Origin of the sequence: Bdellovibrio bacteriovorus HD100, assembly GCF_000196175.1 — a bacterium.
GTDB lineage: Bacteria > Bdellovibrionota > Bdellovibrionia > Bdellovibrionales > Bdellovibrionaceae > Bdellovibrio > Bdellovibrio bacteriovorus.
The window spans coordinates 1,633,889-1,650,123 of sequence record NC_005363.1; the positions used below are offsets into that span (position 1 = coordinate 1,633,889).

Here is a 16,235-nt window from a genome sequence, read left to right on the forward strand (position 1 = left end):
CATCTCAGTTCTGAATCATCTCAGCCAGTCCCTCCTGGGTAGACAAAGGTGCATTGTATCCAATGATTTTGTCGCCTTCTGCGCTGTTCATGGCAAGAGTTCCAAAAAGACGTAGTGAGATTTTAGGTGTTAAAAGGAAAAGAATTTTCAGCAGTATCTGGGGTGGTGTGAAGATAATACGTTTCACTCCCAAAGCAAGCGCAATAGATTCGACCAGGGCTCCAATGGAGATAGGTTCTCTATCTTGCGGAAGGAAGACTCCTGCGGCTCTTTTTTTGATAACTAGCGATAGGTAGTGGCAAAGATTTCCTACGGAAACAATGCTCCTGGCATTTTCCCTGTATCCTAAAGGAATAAAGGGGGCCTTTTTTACTAACTTGATAAGGCTGAGTATATTTCCTTTGGCGCCTCTACCATAAACCATTGGCGGCCTTACAATTGAAACTGTAAATGCTTCGCTGGAAATAGATTGTAGGTATTCTTCTGCCGCAAGTTTACTTTTGCCGTAAGGGTCATGAGGGTGACATGGTGACTTTTCATTGAGTCTTTTGTCGTGTTGGTACAAGTCTCCTGAGTCTCCAAACACGTGCGCCGTACTTATGTAAATAAAGTGATGAACTCCGGCTCTTTTGGCCGTGTCGGCCAGTTTTTTTGTCAATTCGTAATTGATTGTAAAATATTGTTCCTCTGGAGCACCTTGCATCTGGTGCACGAGAGCTGCGCAGTGAAGAATACAATCATAGGAGCTAAGGTTCAGCGCTTCAGGGGAAGATGATTTTAAGCTTACCGTGGTGATAGCGAACTCTTTGCCATGACGTTGCAGAAAATTGCTGCCAACAAAGCCAGATGCGCCAGTTAACAAGACCTTAATCATTAGTGGCTAACTCCGTCACTGCGCATTACCTTAAGAACTGTCATGAACAGAATTTTGATGTCTAAGGTAATGGATTTGTTGTCCAGATAGTATTTATCGAACTCAACTTTAACTGGAATAGGCAGCTCATCGCGTCCATTTACTTGGGCCCATCCAGTGATCCCTGGCTTTAGTTTTTCAACTCCATACTGGGTGCGCAGGGCAACCAAGTCATCCTGATTGAATAGGGCCGGTCTTGGCCCTACGAAGCTCATGTCGCCAGTAAGGACCGATAAAAGCTGGGGCAATTCGTCCAAGCTTGTTTTTCGGATCAGCCCACCAATGGGTGTCAGATACTTTTTAGGATCTGCTAACAGGTGCGTAGCTACTTGGGGGGTGTCCACCATCATGGAGCGAAATTTGGGCATAAGGAAAATCTTATTGTCACGCCCCACTCGTTTGGACCAGTGAAGGGCGGGGCCTTTTGAGGTTAATTTGACCGCTGCATAGACGAGCAGCAGTGGGATTCCAAAAATTGCGAAAGCAATAATACAAAGAGCAAGGTCGAAGATACGTTTGATCATAGATAGGCACTGATACTATAGTGAGATGAATTACGTTTCCATATAAAGCACTATTTGCGCGCCGTTTCAACTACAGTCGCCGATGGTAAGGCTGTGTTCCCGGGAACAACGGCGAGTTTTTCAATGATGCTACCGGGACCAACTAGAGAGTTTGAGCCAACTTGGGCTCCCCCGGCGATCACCACCCCTTGGCTCAAGTGAGTGAACCTTCCTACTGTCGAATCATGGTCAACGATTGCCCCACAATTGACGATGGTGCCGTCACCTACTTTGGCGGAGGGGCCAACGACAGCCATGGCGCACACTAAAACACCTTGAGACAGTTCGGCACTTGGAGAAACGGAGGCTGAAGGGTGAGTAAAGTGAGGAATTGTGTAGTCATTTTCAAGAAGAATACTGGACCAACGAGATCGAGCAACGTTGTCACCGATAGCAACAAATGCATGGCGTACGGTAGGGTGGGAGCTCTGGGTCAGTGCTAGGGTTTTAAAGACGGGCTTTCCTAGGAAAGTGGCGGAGGTGCTGCCTTCGTCAATATAGGCGATGATCTCCCAGCTGCTACTAGAGATGATTTCAGATGCTACTTTGGAGTGTCCGCCAGCCCCAATAACGATGATGGGTGTCTTAGTCATTAATATCCCTCAAGTCACAACGTTTCAAAATCTAGAGGTCTGTGTCAATGTTGATATCTGATTGTGAGTTCTTTGATGGGGGTGCGCCATAGCCTAGATTTGAAATATTGTAGATCAAAGTTCCTTATGTAATGATCCATCACTGGTTTTATAAGGAATCTCAGATGTTTGTGCGTATTGCGGGGCTGCCGCGAAGAATTAAGATTTTCATCATGCTTTTCTGCGACGTCATTCTTCTTCCGCTGGCGTTGTATTCAGCAATAGCTTTGCGGTTGGGTACAATTCGTCCCGAAGTTTCTCCGTTTTGGTGGCTGTTTCTTGCTATTCCATTTCTGACTGTTCCCATCTTTGTTCGTGTCGGTTTGTATCGCGCAGTTATCCGATACATGGATGATCGAATTATTGCTACTGTCTTTTATGGTGTGAGTCTTTCTGTGTTGCTGCTTACCGCGGCCGTAGTAATGGGAAATGTTACGGGTGTTCCGCGTTCATCCATAGTGATTTACTGGATTATTGCGATTGCTTATATTACTTCGAGTCGTTTTATCGCCCGAGGTGTGTTGCGCTCTTTAGAGCGAGAGCAAGATCGCAGGCAACCCGTAGCTATTTACGGTGCAGGCCGATCTGGTTTGCAAACGGCTTTGGCACTGATGTCCGGTCCTGAGTTCAGGCCGGTTGCATTCTTCGACGATAATAGACAGCTGCACGGGACTAGTGTTGCTGGTATCCGCGTTTACTCTCCTGACGAAGCTTTGAATATCATGGGTGCTGAGGACTGCAATCAGCTTCTCATCGCAATGCCTTCAGCAAGCAGATCCCGCCGCCGTGAAATCATCCAACGTTTCGAAAATGTCGACATTCGCTTAAAAACTCTTCCAGGCATTGGCGAACTTGTCGATGGTAAGGTCCGTATCGAAGACATCCGCGAGGTGGGCGTCGAGGATCTGTTGGGCCGCGATCCTGTTCCACCGTTTGAAGACCTGATTAAGTCATGCATTCGCGATAAGGTCGTATTGGTGACAGGGGCGGGCGGATCTATTGGCTCTGAGTTGTGTCGGCAGATCATCTTGAACACCCCGAAGAAGCTGATCATCTTTGAGCAGGCCGAGTACGCACTGTACAAGATCGAGCAAGATATCCTTAAGCACCGTATTAATTTTGAAGTTGTGCCGGTTCTGGGTGATGTTCTAAATACCGAACATTTAGAAAAAATTATCGCAAGCCACGGAGTTCAAACGATCTATCACGCGGCTGCCTATAAACACGTGCCCCTTGTTGAATCCAATGTCATTGCGGGCATTGTGAACAATGTCTTTGGAACCCTGTCGGCATCAAAAGCGGCTATCAAATGTAAGGTAGAAACCTTTGTTCTGATTTCCACCGACAAGGCGGTTCGACCAACAAACATTATGGGTGCTTCAAAACGTCTGGCCGAGCTGGTTTTGCAAGGGTTGTCTCAGGATAAGTCCCATTCTACGCGTTTTTGCATGGTTCGTTTCGGAAATGTACTAGGGTCCTCCGGCTCTGTCGTACCTTTGTTTAAAGAACAGATTCGTCACGGGGGCCCGGTTACTGTAACTCATCCCGATATCACTCGTTACTTCATGACCATCCCCGAAGCGGCTCAGCTTGTTTTGCAGGCCGGAGCCATGGGTAAGGGCGGGGATGTCTTCGTGCTTGATATGGGCGAATCAGTAAAGATCGTGGATCTTGCAAAAAAGATGATCGAGCTCAGTGGTCTTGAGGTTCGAAACCCAGATACCGGACAAGGTGATATCAGTATAGAATTCACCGGACTTCGCCCTGGCGAAAAGCTGTATGAAGAATTGCTTATCGGTGAAAACGTAAGCTGGACTGCTCACCCTCGAATCATGACAGCGGAAGAGGCTTCGATCGAATTGTCTAAGCTTATGCAGTCTTTAGATCAGATGCGCAGCGCATGCAGTACGGGTGATGAGCCTGCCGTGCGCGAGGTGCTAAAAAGATTGGTGCCGGAGTATAAGCCGACTTAAGTGCTTAAGTGGCAAGTGTGATCGGACGATTGCTGGCGAGCGCTAGCGTCACAGTCTTAAGTTGAAATCATATTTCAACTAAACAACAATATAGTTTCATCAACCTTCATGCGGCTGGAACTATGTATTTCTTCGGTTCAAAAGACATTAAGTTTTACGTACAAAATTGGATTGAGAATCGAAAGGATTTCTTTGCTGGCAAAGATGTCCTGGATTTGCCAGCCGGGAATGGTGTTTCAGCAAGGCAGCTTCATGCTCTGGGTGCCAACGTCGTTGCCGGCGACCTGATTCCAGAATTCTTCCGTGTTCCAGAGATCAACTGTGCCTATGTCGACCTCGCCGAAAAACTTCCATATGCAGATCAAACTTTCGCCTTTATCTTGTGTCAGGAGGGCATAGAACACGTAACCGATCAGCTCCGGGTTCTGGCCGAGTTCGCGCGAGTTCTTAAAAGCCAGGGCACATTATTGGTCACAACTCCCAATTATTCCAATTTGCGGGCTCGAATGTCGTACCTTTTTAATGAAAGTGAACTCATGGGTAAGATTATGCCACCCAATGAAATCGACAGCGTTTGGTTCAATCCCGATCGCCAAAACAAGATGTATTTTGGGCATGTGAATCTTATTGGTATCCAAAGACTTAGGCTCTTTGCAAAACTTGCCGGCTTGGAGCTGGTCAAAGTTCATGCGAATCGGGTGAATTATACAGCCCTGATGTTGTTTCCTTTGATTTATCCTTTTGTCTGCTATTTTTCATGGGCGTCGTATCGTCGAATGAAAAGAAAGCAGGGGGCTGATGCCGCAAACCAGGTCCGCGAAGTTTTTGCGTTAGCGCTTTCTCCTGCTATTTTGTTGCAGAATCATTTGCTCGTCGAGTTCGTCAAAACGGCGGAACCCCGCACAGCGGTTGGTAGAAAAACTAACTTGGCCCATGACTTTGTGACTTAGCGAAATTGTCCTGGTCGTATGTCGAAAAAATAGGTACCTCTTGAGTTTACAAAACAAATAAAGATATATTTATAAGCCATGATTGGTTTTAAGAATGTATTGATATGGGCGTTGTTATTTTGCTTGAGTGGTTTTTTGGTAGGCTGCGCCCAAGAGTGCGGCAGCAATGCTATTTACCCGGCCGATATTTCATATGAAGGCCATCGCATGGCAACTAAATCTTCAGGACATAGCTTCCCCCATAATTCGCTAGAGAGCTTGAAAGACCTAATTGCGTCGGAAGTCTCAACCGTCGAGTTTGACGTGCGATCCACCAGGGACAATGAGTTGATCATCATGCATGATTCAGATACCTGTAGCTATGGTGAAAAGAATGTTGTGATTTCTAAAACAATGCTGTCAGAAATGCCAAGAATGAAGGGTGGGTTTAAGGTGCCCACCATGCAAGAAGTCGTAAGTATGTTGACGGGGCGAAGATTCGCAACTGTTCTTATCGATATGAAAGCTGCCGGAAGTGATTCGATCAAACGTTTTGAGGATATGGTTAAAGAGTTGATCGTAGATCATGATAAAGTAGTTATTTTATATGACTATTCCGACAGGACATTAAGAAAATCAATGTGTGATATTGCTTATAGAAACGGTATTGAGGTCCAAAACTACAAGTTTCAGGTTATTTGCAGATAGCCGTTTTTATGCCCGGACGGGGGCTTAAAACCTCAACCGCACCCCAATCCCCACGTCCAAATCCACATCCGTCTCCGGCGTCAAATCCACCGCAACGGAAAGCTCCCCAAAGATCTCAATGTCCGGATTATTAATATTATAAAGCAACCCCAGCGGGGCACGCGGACCGATGGCCAGCTCGCCATCGTGCTCGCCCTTGTTGAAGTTAATCAACCGCACCCCAAGCCCATAATACATCTCAATCGGACCGCCACCTTGCACAGCAAAAGTCCGGGCGCGATCCCAAAGGTACGTGGCGTGAATATGAAGTCCGGAATGGTCCCCCGTGGCATAGGCCAGGGCGCCTTCGATGGAATGCTGTCCATCCAGGGAAGCTCGTCCTGAGATCCCCGATGGATCGCCCAGCACAATACCGATGGCATTGTCGGCAAGGGCGTTAGAAGTGGTAATCATCATTGATAGAGACAACGTCGCTGCTGCCATTAACTTCTTCATGAAGTCCTCCGCTGAAGTTCATTATCCGCAATCGAATAAAGAACTCCATATAAAAGAACAACCTGTTTCAAGCTGAGTGGCAACAGTCAAAAATTTCGACAGTTTATTAAACTTATACTGTCAGCGGGGCCTCAGATTGAAGTGCAACCTGTGCCGTGCCATCAAGGCCCAGCAGATAAGCCACAACATCCCTCGCACTGTAAGAGCTTTTTCCCTTCAACATACGAGCGACATTGTTCAAGTCATCACCCGCCGTCAACAAAGGCTGCTCTTCCACGCCGCCGGCCTGGATTTGCCCCATGCCAACGTCAGCCATCAAAGCATTGCACAGACATTTGCGTCCGACAGTGTCTTCTTCCAAGCCGCCTTTTTTAACATAATCATTCACCGGTTCAGCAGGGCATCTTTGACCCACACTGCCGTCTGGCTTTTGGTAAGCATGGCGCAAATAACCCAGATCGCAAATACGTTTGCGGGACAGGTACAAAGCTTCTTCAGAAATAGTTCCCGAAAGACGAGCGGCCTTAAACGGAAAACCCGTTGGTGAAGAGCGAGGATCGGTAAAGATCCAGCCACCTTCAGGGGCAGTTTCGGTCGTGATTTTCTTCAAAGCCTGGGCCTTGTGTTCTTCCTTCACGCCGGATTCTTCCGAGAAGGCAAACAAAGTTCCCACTTGAACGCCGTGTGCACCCTGAGCGCGAACTTCAGCCAGCTTTTCCGGAGTCGCATAATAACCCGCCATCCAGAACGGAAGCTCCAAAGCCGCCATTTCCTTCAAGCACACTTCATCGCGAGTTCCATAAACCGGCTCGCCGCGTTCATTCAACTTCATTGGACCGCGTGGAGGCGCATTGTGGCCGCCAGCCAAAGGACCTTCCACGATAAAGCCATCGACGCGACCTGTGGATTTCTTTTTCAGATTCGCTGCCAGAATTGCAGAGGAAACGATCGGGAAGAAGTAAGGGCGTTTCAGTGGGACAAGCTCAGTGCCCTCCATCACAGACTGCGGATCAAAAGATGTAATGCCATCTTCAGCCGCACCCGCGACCGGAACTTTCAAAGTCGCTTTTTGGTTCTGAGCAAGCAGATCCAAAGCCCCCGGGATTTCACGCGGAATACCCGCACCCATGATCACGTAATCCACACCCGCCAGCAGGCCGCCGTAAAGGCACGCCAGATTTGGCAGAACCACTTTTTCCAAAAGGTTCAAGCCGATCAAACCATTGTGACCTTCACGCGCCAGCCACACTTCAACAAAGCTTGCGGCCACAGTCAGCTGTAACAAGGCCTTTGGAGATTCCAGGTTGAACATCGGAGGACGTTTGTAAGGCTGGTTCGCTGGGCGACCACCTTCGATGAAATATGTGTCCAGAATCTTCTGAGCGATTTCCTGGGAAGGGAAGGCTTTCAAAGCACGGCGGCAGTCGCCGGCAGCATCACCATCTTGCAGACGACGAACTAGAACTGAATTGATCGCAGTTCCAGAAACAACGCCCAACTGGCCTGTTTGTGAAACTGTCTTTGCCAAACGCCAGTCAGAGACTGCGATCCCCATGCCACCTTGTATTACGATCGGATGATTAAATTGCATCCGAGCAATCTATCGGGGGGCGAAGTAGGCATCAAACATATAAAGCCACTCGGGTTAATTTTATGTTCGTTTCGGAGCGGCGACCCAAAAGGTCTAGTATTTACATATAATTTACATATACATTGACCAAAGCTAGACTGTGGAAATAGAGTTTCTAAGACAGATTCAGTTTGTTCCCTCTAAAAATACCAATTACGTCTACTTTTAAGTAGATAATTTATACCTATAGGTCTATCTAAAAATAGACGATATGTTGTATTATATCTATCTATAGATAGACGAATGGGGGACTTGTGAAATCCAAAACCGCAAAATTGAGAAGAGCTCAATTGGACCGGCAGTTTTATGCGGCGCAGGGAATTGGTGCCTTAAAGACGCCCAAAACGGGTTGGGTGCGCGAAATCCGCACCGCCCTGGGGATGTCGATGAATGATCTGGCCACTCGTTTGGGAGTCATCAAACAGCGAATCGAAGGGCTTGAAAAGAACGAGGCGGCAGGCACCGTCACGCTGGAGTCTTTAAGAAAGGCGGCAGAAGCCATGAACTGCGAATTCGTTTATTACTTTGTCCCTAAGCAGGGGCTGCAAAAGACCTTGGAGGCTCAGGCCCTTAAAGTTGCCGATGAAATCGTCAAATCCAGTGAACACTCGATGAGTCTTGAATTGCAAGCGACGTCCAAATCCGCACAAAAAGCGCTTACCGAAGAAATTGCCCAAGAGTTGTTGCGCAACGAAGATCGCCGTATCTGGAGCCGGAAAAAATGAAAATCCCAGACATCCCCGGAGCCACACCTTTGGATGATGAGACCTTGCGTGGTCTGATCCCGGGCTTGACCACTCACGGGGAGCTGGATGAATTTGAGGCGGCCAATATCGCGCGGGCCATTCTGTGGGCCGAATCCAGCAGGTCTTTGAAAAAGGATCTGCTAAGCCTGACCGGGCTGAAGCGGCTGCATCAGAAGATGTTTGAGGACACCTGGCGTTGGGCCGGGGACTTGAGAACTCGGCAAACCAACATAGGTGTGTCGCCGCTGTCGATTCAGAGTGATATGGCTATTCTTTTGGGTGATATCAGCTACTGGCTGCAGAATCAGACTTTCTCAGTCGAAGAAATTGCCATCCGTTTTCATCATCGTCTTGTGTATATTCATCCCTTCCCGAACGGCAACGGGCGTTGTGCACGATTGGCGACGGATCTATTTCTGAAGCAGCAAGGGTATTCTGGTTTTACCTGGGGGCGCGCCAGTCTGGCCTTGGCGGGGCACTTGCGCAAAGAATATATTCGTTGTCTAAAGTTGGCGGATAAAGCAGGGGAGTATGGCCCCCTGTTAAATTTTGCCAAGAGCTAAATCTAAAAATGACTCAAGCCAAATCCTTTACTGGGTTGTGGCTGGGCGAGATTCGGAATCTCTGTCCTGCCAGCCTCCATTGTTAAGTCGTTCGTTTCTGCATAATCATTGCTTATCCCTATGGAATTACACAGATATTAAAAGTATGGCTATTTGCCATACAAGTAGGTATAATCTATGAGGCGGATAAATCCCTCCGGAAAGATATATAACCATGTATAAGAGCCGCAAACTTAAGAAGGAGTATGGATTATGAAAAGAAAACGAATTCCCACCCAAAAAGAGTTGGAAGATAATTTTTCAAGCTGGAAGTCCGTCAGTAAAGAAAAAGTTGCCGCAATCAATGCTCGGAACGAAGTTTTAAGACGTGAAAAAGAAAAGAAAGAAGCAAAGTTTACGGCGCGATTAACACAAGCGGACTTTGAAGGTTTTAAGGCGGTTGCAGAAAGAAAAGGCATTCCTTATCAAACTCTTTTGGGGTTTGTGATTCATGCCTATGTGCAAGGAAGTCTCGTCGATGTCGAAGAAATTCGTAAAGTATTTCCAGCTCTAAAACTTAAAAAAGAGGCTTGAGTCAGCGTTTTTTAATCACCAGTTCTTTGTATTGGGTATGTCCATCCACTTCCCGGTGGAAAGTCAGATCATGATTTTCCAAAAGCACAATCTCGGCCGTCGTGTGAATCACCGAGCCATCCATCAAATGCCCTCCGATCACCTGACCTTCATAGTTGCTAATCGCCATATGCAAGTGAGCCCCATCGGGTCCCAGCGTTCCGGACAAGGACACAATCTCAAACGGCCCCTGGAACTCCACAACGTCCTTGCCGCCAGACATACGTAAATGCGCCTTATCGACGCTGCCGACGGCGCTCACGACGCAGGCCGCATGAAGGTGGTACTTTTGACAATAGAACAAGAGTTCCTTTTTTAAGTCCTGGCCCGGTCTCAAACGGAAACAATAGCTGGTGTTCGTGCTGGAAAAAGGTTCAGTTGCCATAGGATTTCCCCTTATTAACGAAATGAAAACAAAAAACCATAAACTTCATCTTTGTCCGGTCCCGCAACGGGAGTATCATGGAAGATACGGAGATCGGCATCTTATGAGAATATATTCTGATATCACGAAAACCATTGGTCAAACCCCCTTAATCGAAATGCAAAGAATCGGCAAAGGTTTGCCGGGGCGTCTTCTGCTAAAGCTTGAGTTCTTTAATCCCCTGGGATCCGTCAAAGACCGCATCGGTCTGGCGATGATCGAGGACGCCGAGCGCTCAGGTCAGCTAAAGCCTGGGATGAAAATTATCGAACCCACAAGCGGCAACACAGGCATTGCGCTGGCTTTTGTGGCCGCTGCCAAAGGTTATGATATCACTCTGACCATGCCAGAAACCATGTCTCAAGAGCGCCGCACGTTGCTGCTGATGCTGGGGGCGAAAATTATTCTGACTCCGGGGCCCTTGGGTATGAAGGGGGCCATTGCCAAAGCCATGGAGCTTCTGGAACAAACACCCAATGCCTGGATGCCTCGTCAGTTTGACAATCCGGCCAATCCGGCCATTCACAAAGAAACCACGGCTCTTGAAATCTGGAACGACACCGATGGCAAGGTCGATATGGTCGTTAGCGGCGTCGGGACTTCCGGCACCATCACTGGTGTGGGCACCGTGCTTAAAGCCAAAAACAAAAACATCAAAATCATCGCTGTCGAACCGGCTGAAAGCCCGGTGCTTTCCGGCGGTAAACCCGGGCCTCACAAGATCCAGGGCCTGGGGGCAGGTTTTGTTCCCAGCGTGATGGACAGATCTGTTGTCGATGGGGTGGAGCAGGTGTCTTCGGAAGAGTCCATAAAAGTGGCTCGGGAAGTGATCAAAAAAGAAGGCATCCCGGTGGGGATTTCCTCGGGGGCGGCGATCAGTGCCGGTCTTCGCCAAGCGGCGAAAGAGGAAAACCGCGGTAAGAATATCGTCGTGATTATTCCAAGCACCACCGAACGGTATCTGTCGACCTTGTTGGCCGAACAGGAACGGGCAGAGGCATTGAGTTTGCCTGTCGCTACGGTGGATGAAAATTACCTGAGTAAAGTGAAGTAAAAATGGTTCCTTTTATCGTTCCGGCCAAAGAAAAAGTGCTGCTGAAAATCGGAGAGGCCCCAAAGCTTCCTCTGGCATCTTCGCAGTTTGATATCTTTGTCTGGAACGTTTACAAGGGGCAGAAGGCTCATCTGTTTGAGCAGGACTTCAAGCGGCTGGGGGAAAACAAGGATTTTATTTTCCTGCAAGAGGCTTTGCTTGATCAGCGCATGCCCGCCATGTGGCGCTCGGATTTTTCCGCCTATGAATGGCATCTGGCGCAGAGTTTTCACTATAAAAAAGATCTTTCCAGCACCGGGGTCGCGATTGGTTCAAAGCTGACACCTTTGTCGGTGGACTTTATCCGGTCCAAAACCCGCGAGCTGTTCTGGCTGACGCCCAAGCTGACCCTGTTCAGTGAATACAGTTTCGGTGAAAAGAAAGCCCTGTTCGTCTGCACGCATGTGTTGAATTTTGTGACCTTAAAAGCGTTCACGTCTTCGCTGTACGAAATCGCAGAGAAGATCTCACACTTCGACGGCCCCGTGGTGTTGGCCGGGGACTTCAACACCTGGAACTTTAAACGCTACATGATCATGAAGTCCATCTTCCGTGAGTTGGGCCTGGAGCATCTGGATTTGGAAGATGACGGGCGCATCCTGAAGTTGGATCACGTCTTTGTCCGTGGCTTTGACGTGGTCAAAGCCAAAGTCCACCACACGATCGTAAGCTCCGATCATTTCCCCCTGGAAATCACCCTCAAACTCTAAAAGGTTCCCGGTTCTTTTTCGAGTCTACACTGCGTCAGCTTTACTTGCTGTTAAGTACAGCTTTTTCCAATCGATCCATCCGGGCTTTCAGTTCTGCCAGCTCTTTGTCTTTTTGGGCTTTGTCCTGCTCCAGAGCCAGAATACGCTGGTCTTTGTCGGCCAGTGAGTCTTTCAAGGCGCTGACTTCATCATACAGCGCCTTGATAGCTTCCACCAAAGGGGACACCAAGTGCGAGTAATTCACCGACTTCATGCCCTGGGGGTCGGTTTCGACAAGCTCGGGATAAATCTTTTCAAGCTCTTGCGCAATAAAGCCCAGTTGCGGGCGCTTGCCATATTCTGGATTTTTCCAGTTGTAACTGACACCTTGAATCTTCAGGATGCGTTGCAAGGCCTCTGAAGAAGACAGCGAGGCAATGTCACGTTTCAGACGGATATCTGAAGAATCGGTGATCCCAAACCCGCGAAGGGTTCCATTGACATCGAGTCTGTATCCCGGAGTCGTTGTTCCAATTCCGACATTTCCATTGATCGCAAAGTGCATGCGGGCGGCGTTGTTGGAATAAATCTGCAAAACCCCGTCAGTCACCCATTCAAGCCCCGTGTCCTGATCCCCGATGGCCAGAGCAATACCCGGAGTCACAGAGCCCCAGCCGGAGTTGTTATAAACGTACAGTCTGTCTTTGACGAAGGTGTTCCCCTCGACATGCAGTTTGGTGTTGGGCGAATTGGTGCCGATACCGGTATTACCGGTGAAGACGTTGGTTGAAGCCGTGTCATCCTGATAGATGCCGTACTTGGTCGTTCCGGCAATAGAGCCGATATGCAGACCGTAACCTGTGTCGATGGTTCCGCCCCCGGTGTTGGCGACAGTCAGATAGGCCGCTTTGGCCAGAGTCACTGTACCAGTGGAAGTGTTTTGCACATTGGCCTGCAGACCCGTTGCATTGGACATCGTGGAGGCGGACTTGTGATGAACGTCGTTAACCGAGCCAATAGCGTTACTGATGTTGCCTGTTTGCCCGGCTGAATCTTCGATACGATTTACGGCCCCGTAAAGCGCTCCGGTAAATGACTGCGCCGAGCCGACCAAAATTGTATTCCAAATCGCGTGCAAGTTCTGAGTGACCGTCGCCGTCGGAGCCGGAGACAAAGAGTTACGCACGAGCACTGCCGGAGGTGACGCGGCGGACGTGGTCACATGCAACAGTGAGCTCGGGGAGGCTGTGCCGATACCAACGTTGCCTGCATTATCAATGCGCATTCTCTCGTTCGCGCCACCGCTGGTGTTGGTTGCAAAGGTAATGGCTGTGTTGGAGTAAGTGTTGATTTTGAAATTCCAGTTGGAATTCGATTCGATGTAAGTCAGGGCACTTCCGCTGCCCTGGCCCCAAGTGCCGAGGCTGAGGCTGTTGGTTCCGGCTTTGGCGTTGATGTAAGCGCCCCCGGTGTTGTTTGTATTGTTGATCTGGATGCCTTTGCTGGTAGTTGCAGAAGCCTGAACTTCCAATGGGAATGTGGGGGTGGTTGTGCCAATACCCACTTCCCCTGTACTAAGCACCGTCATCCGCGTCGTACTATTGGTTTCAAGATTCAACGCCTGAGCATCGTTAGTTCCTAAAGTCGCAGCAGCACCAAAACTATTCCCGCCATTGGCAAAAAGGCCCGAAGAAGCGTAGCTTGTACAGCCCATCACCCCGCCAGCGTCAAAGGTCATCAGCTGGCCCACAGCGCACGTGAACGCGGTCACGGTGGCGCCAGTGCCATCACTTGCCAAAAGACGATTGGCGGTCAGTGAACTCACGCCCGTACCACCTTTTGAAACGGGAACCACTGGCAATTGAGACGTGGCAATTGAGCCACTGATATCTGCAAAGCCTAGCAGTGTATTCACCCAGTCGGTGCCGTTGTAGCGCAGAGTTTGGCCTGTTGCATACGCGGCTGGAGTCACAGCTTTGCCTTTGATCTTATCAACACTGGTCGTGCCGGACGTACCACTGACATCGCCAGAGAAAGTCGAGCCCGTTCCCAGCTTGTTGTTAAAGGTGTTCCAGTCTGTCGAGCTCAAATAACCATTGGTCGTGGTGTTGGCCTGAGTGAGGGTGATATTCGGAGAAGTGCCACCGCTGGAAGCCAGGGGAGCACTTGCCGTGACAGTTGTAACACCGTTAGAGCCCGCGCCATCGCCGACTTTGACCCACGCACTTCCGGTGTCGCGGTAAAGGGAGTTGTCATCAGTGCCAATATAAAGACGTCCTGCCGTAGCTGCCGCTGGGCGGCTGGCCACCGTTCCGGATTGCACGCTTGGCGTGCCGCCGGCATTTTGAACGGAATCTGTGATTCCATATCCTGACAAGGTGGTGGGTTTACCCGTGGTGATTTTTGTCCAATCCAAGGAAGGAACATCAGCCGCGGCCAGAGTCGTGCCCGAAGTCACGCGTCCTTGAGCATCTGTGGTGACTTTCGTGTAAGTTCCCGCGGTGCCGGTGTTCTTAAGAGTGACGACTCCCGTGGCGGACATCGTCGCGTCTCCACTTAAAGAAGAAGGCGTGTACTGAGTGCCGTTGTAAATCAGAATCTGCGCGGAAGTCGGCGCTGTTGCACTGACGGCCGTGCCTTTGATTTTATCAACACTTAATGCTGCGGAAGTGCCGCTGACATCACCAGCAAACGTCGATGCTGTGCTCAGTTTATTGTTAAACGTGTTCCAGTCTGTCGAAGTCAAAAGACCTGCCGTGGAGCCACTGGATGTCGGGATCGCCACGTTGCCAGCCGCCGTCAAGCGACCTTGTGCATCCACGGTGAAGCTGGGGACCTGCGTACCGGCCCCGTAAGATCCGGCAGTGACAGAAGTGTTCGCCAAGGAGATTGTTCCCGTGGAAGTAATCGGGCCTCCAGAAAGACCGGTGCCTGTGGCTATATTGGTCACGGTGCCGCCGCCATTGCTGTCGTTGGCGGGAGCCCACTTCGTCCCGTCGTATTTCAAGACCTGCCCAGTGGCAAGTCCCGTGATGTCCACATTCACGCCTTTGATTTTATTCACCGTCACTGCGCCAATGCTGCCACTCACGTCACCCGCGACAGATACATTGATCGCCTGACACTGGAACGAACCCGACACAGAACTCCAGTACGGAGTTTCATAAGCCGCGCAATTCGCACTGCCGACGGCTGCATTAAAGGCCGCCGTCGTGTGATAGCTGGCCAGGTTTGTGGAAAGATTGGTCACGTCTGTGATTTCAATAGAGGATGGAATCCACTGGGCGCCGTCATGTTTAAAGAACTTGCCACTGGTGGGGGCCGTGCTGGAGACGGCCACGCCCTGGATTTTCACAACGGAGGGGCTTGGGAACGTGCCCGCCAGGTCTCCTCCTGCTGAGCCCGTCGGCGTGCGGGAGTCAGACAAGCGGGGGTCATTGCCGGCAGCGACAGTGCCTGCGGCGGAGCCCACGTTCAGAGTCAGGGCTGGAGCCGAGGTGGAGTTCGCAACGGTGATATAGGAATTGCTTGAAGTCACTTCCGTGACTGTGCCACCAGCCGCCCCACTGACCGGAGCACACACCATCGCTGTGCCATTCCAGGAAAGGAACTCATTGGCCAAACAGGTTGGAACTGCGGCTTTCAGAACAAAGTCTGCTTCAACTTTGTTTCCCAGTTTCTCCGCCGACAGAGCGTAGGCAGAGTAGGGAACAGAGCGAATTTCATTGGCCGGCGAAATCACCTTCCAGCCGGAACCGTCGTGGAACTGAACTTTCAACAGACGCACATCACCAGTGCCCGCGGTGTAAGTGGCGCCGCCAAAGCAGTTGTGCACCAGCGAGTTGTTGAAAGAATCCAAAAGTGTGAACAGAGGATCCGCCGGGAAAAGTTTGGTGCCAGATCCGATCGGCACATCAAAGACGCCTTTGGAATTCAGCATACTCACGCCATCGCGTTGTTCGCGATAGATCACACAGTTGCCGTTGGGGCTGGTGATTTCAAATAAGAAGCTGGTGTTGCCGTACTCCAATGGAGTGCCATCGGCTTTAATAATTCGCCCTTGATAAGTCAGATTGGAAGGTGCTGCATAACCTAACTGGAGCCAGAAAGTACAGATGAACAGGGTCAAACAGAGCACCATTAACGTTCGTTTGCTCATGCCTGTCTTATCGGCTTCTTGACTGAAAACTACAGTGATTTCAGATTTTTAAGAATGACGTTCAGGTATGAGACGCGCTTTTCCCCCAGGTGGGGGAGCAAAAATA

General features: G+C 49.7%; 15 protein-coding genes. 8 read left to right on the plus strand and 7 right to left on the minus strand.

Annotated elements, in window-relative coordinates; genetic code table 11:
- Positions 1–4 precede the first annotated feature (4 nt).
- Genes BD_RS07730 through BD_RS07740 form a run of 3 tightly spaced genes read right to left on the minus strand, consistent with a single transcriptional unit; the run spans position 5 to position 2,069 of the window.
- Positions 5–874: an NAD-dependent epimerase/dehydratase family protein gene (locus tag BD_RS07730; RefSeq protein WP_011164169.1), complete on the minus strand. Its 870-nt coding sequence runs from the start codon at positions 872–874 to the stop codon at positions 5–7.
- Entirely contained in the window at positions 874–1,437 is a 564-nt protein-coding gene (locus BD_RS07735) for a sugar transferase (protein ID WP_011164170.1), read from the minus strand. The genes BD_RS07730 and BD_RS07735 overlap by 1 nt, the downstream gene beginning before the upstream one ends.
- 50 nt (positions 1,438–1,487) lie before the next feature.
- Positions 1,488–2,069 carry a PglD-related sugar-binding protein gene (locus BD_RS07740; protein WP_011164171.1) on the minus strand — a complete coding sequence of 194 codons (582 nt, stop codon included), beginning with the start codon at positions 2,067–2,069 and terminating at the stop codon, positions 1,488–1,490.
- A gap of 131 nt (positions 2,070–2,200) precedes the next feature.
- On the opposite strand from BD_RS07740, the gene BD_RS07745 reads away from it, so the two are divergent.
- From BD_RS07745 to BD_RS07755, 3 genes are all read left to right on the plus strand, one after another.
- Positions 2,201–4,081 carry a polysaccharide biosynthesis protein gene (locus tag BD_RS07745; protein ID WP_011164172.1) on the plus strand — a complete coding sequence of 627 codons (1,881 nt, stop codon included), beginning with the start codon at positions 2,201–2,203 and terminating at the stop codon, positions 4,079–4,081.
- A gap of 122 nt (positions 4,082–4,203) precedes the next feature.
- A complete protein-coding gene (locus BD_RS07750) occupies positions 4,204–5,031 on the plus strand; it encodes a class I SAM-dependent methyltransferase (RefSeq protein WP_011164173.1) in 828 nt (275 codons plus the stop codon).
- Positions 5,032–5,109: 78 nt separating this feature from the next.
- Positions 5,110–5,718 (plus strand): glycerophosphodiester phosphodiesterase, encoded by a 609-nt coding sequence (locus BD_RS07755; protein ID WP_011164174.1) that lies wholly within the window; start codon positions 5,110–5,112, stop codon positions 5,716–5,718.
- Positions 5,719–5,742: 24 nt separating this feature from the next.
- Here BD_RS07755 and BD_RS07760 read toward each other — a convergent pair whose 3' ends face one another.
- Complete coding sequence (locus BD_RS07760; RefSeq protein WP_226988110.1) at positions 5,743–6,213, minus strand: hypothetical protein; 471 nt, start codon at positions 6,211–6,213, stop codon at positions 5,743–5,745.
- A 112-nt stretch (positions 6,214–6,325) separates the two neighbouring features.
- Entirely contained in the window at positions 6,326–7,804 is a 1,479-nt protein-coding gene (locus BD_RS07765) for a nitronate monooxygenase (protein ID WP_011164176.1), read from the minus strand.
- 293 nt (positions 7,805–8,097) lie between these two features.
- On the opposite strand from BD_RS07765, the gene BD_RS07770 reads away from it, so the two are divergent.
- The 3 genes from BD_RS07770 (at position 8,098) to BD_RS07780 (ending at position 9,725) form a co-directional block, all read left to right on the plus strand.
- Positions 8,098–8,568, plus strand: a complete 471-nt coding sequence (locus tag BD_RS07770; RefSeq protein WP_011164177.1) for a mobile mystery protein A — start codon at positions 8,098–8,100, stop codon at positions 8,566–8,568.
- On the plus strand, positions 8,565–9,152 hold the full coding sequence (locus tag BD_RS07775) for a mobile mystery protein B (RefSeq protein WP_011164178.1): 588 nt from the start codon (positions 8,565–8,567) through the stop codon (positions 9,150–9,152). Before BD_RS07770 ends, BD_RS07775 begins: the two co-directional genes overlap by 4 nt.
- A gap of 252 nt (positions 9,153–9,404) precedes the next feature.
- Positions 9,405–9,725: a hypothetical protein gene (locus tag BD_RS07780; protein WP_011164179.1), complete on the plus strand. Its 321-nt coding sequence runs from the start codon at positions 9,405–9,407 to the stop codon at positions 9,723–9,725.
- Between the two features lies 1 nt (position 9,726).
- On the opposite strand, the gene BD_RS07785 is transcribed toward BD_RS07780, so the two are convergent.
- Positions 9,727–10,149 carry a PPC domain-containing DNA-binding protein gene (locus BD_RS07785; RefSeq protein WP_011164180.1) on the minus strand — a complete coding sequence of 141 codons (423 nt, stop codon included), beginning with the start codon at positions 10,147–10,149 and terminating at the stop codon, positions 9,727–9,729.
- A 103-nt stretch (positions 10,150–10,252) separates the two neighbouring features.
- Here BD_RS07785 and cysK point away from each other — a divergent pair, with 103 nt between their 5' ends.
- Together cysK and BD_RS07795 are read left to right on the plus strand one after the other, a co-directional pair.
- Positions 10,253–11,242: a cysteine synthase A gene (cysK, locus tag BD_RS07790; RefSeq protein ID WP_011164181.1), complete on the plus strand. Its 990-nt coding sequence runs from the start codon at positions 10,253–10,255 to the stop codon at positions 11,240–11,242.
- Positions 11,243–11,244: 2 nt separating this feature from the next.
- Positions 11,245–11,991, plus strand: a complete 747-nt coding sequence (locus BD_RS07795) for an endonuclease/exonuclease/phosphatase family protein (RefSeq protein WP_011164182.1) — start codon at positions 11,245–11,247, stop codon at positions 11,989–11,991.
- Between the two features lie 40 nt (positions 11,992–12,031).
- Here the strand turns inward: BD_RS07795 and BD_RS07800 are convergent, their stop codons facing one another.
- Positions 12,032–16,129: a tail fiber domain-containing protein gene (locus BD_RS07800; protein WP_011164183.1), complete on the minus strand. Its 4,098-nt coding sequence runs from the start codon at positions 16,127–16,129 to the stop codon at positions 12,032–12,034.
- Positions 16,130–16,235 lie beyond the last annotated feature (106 nt).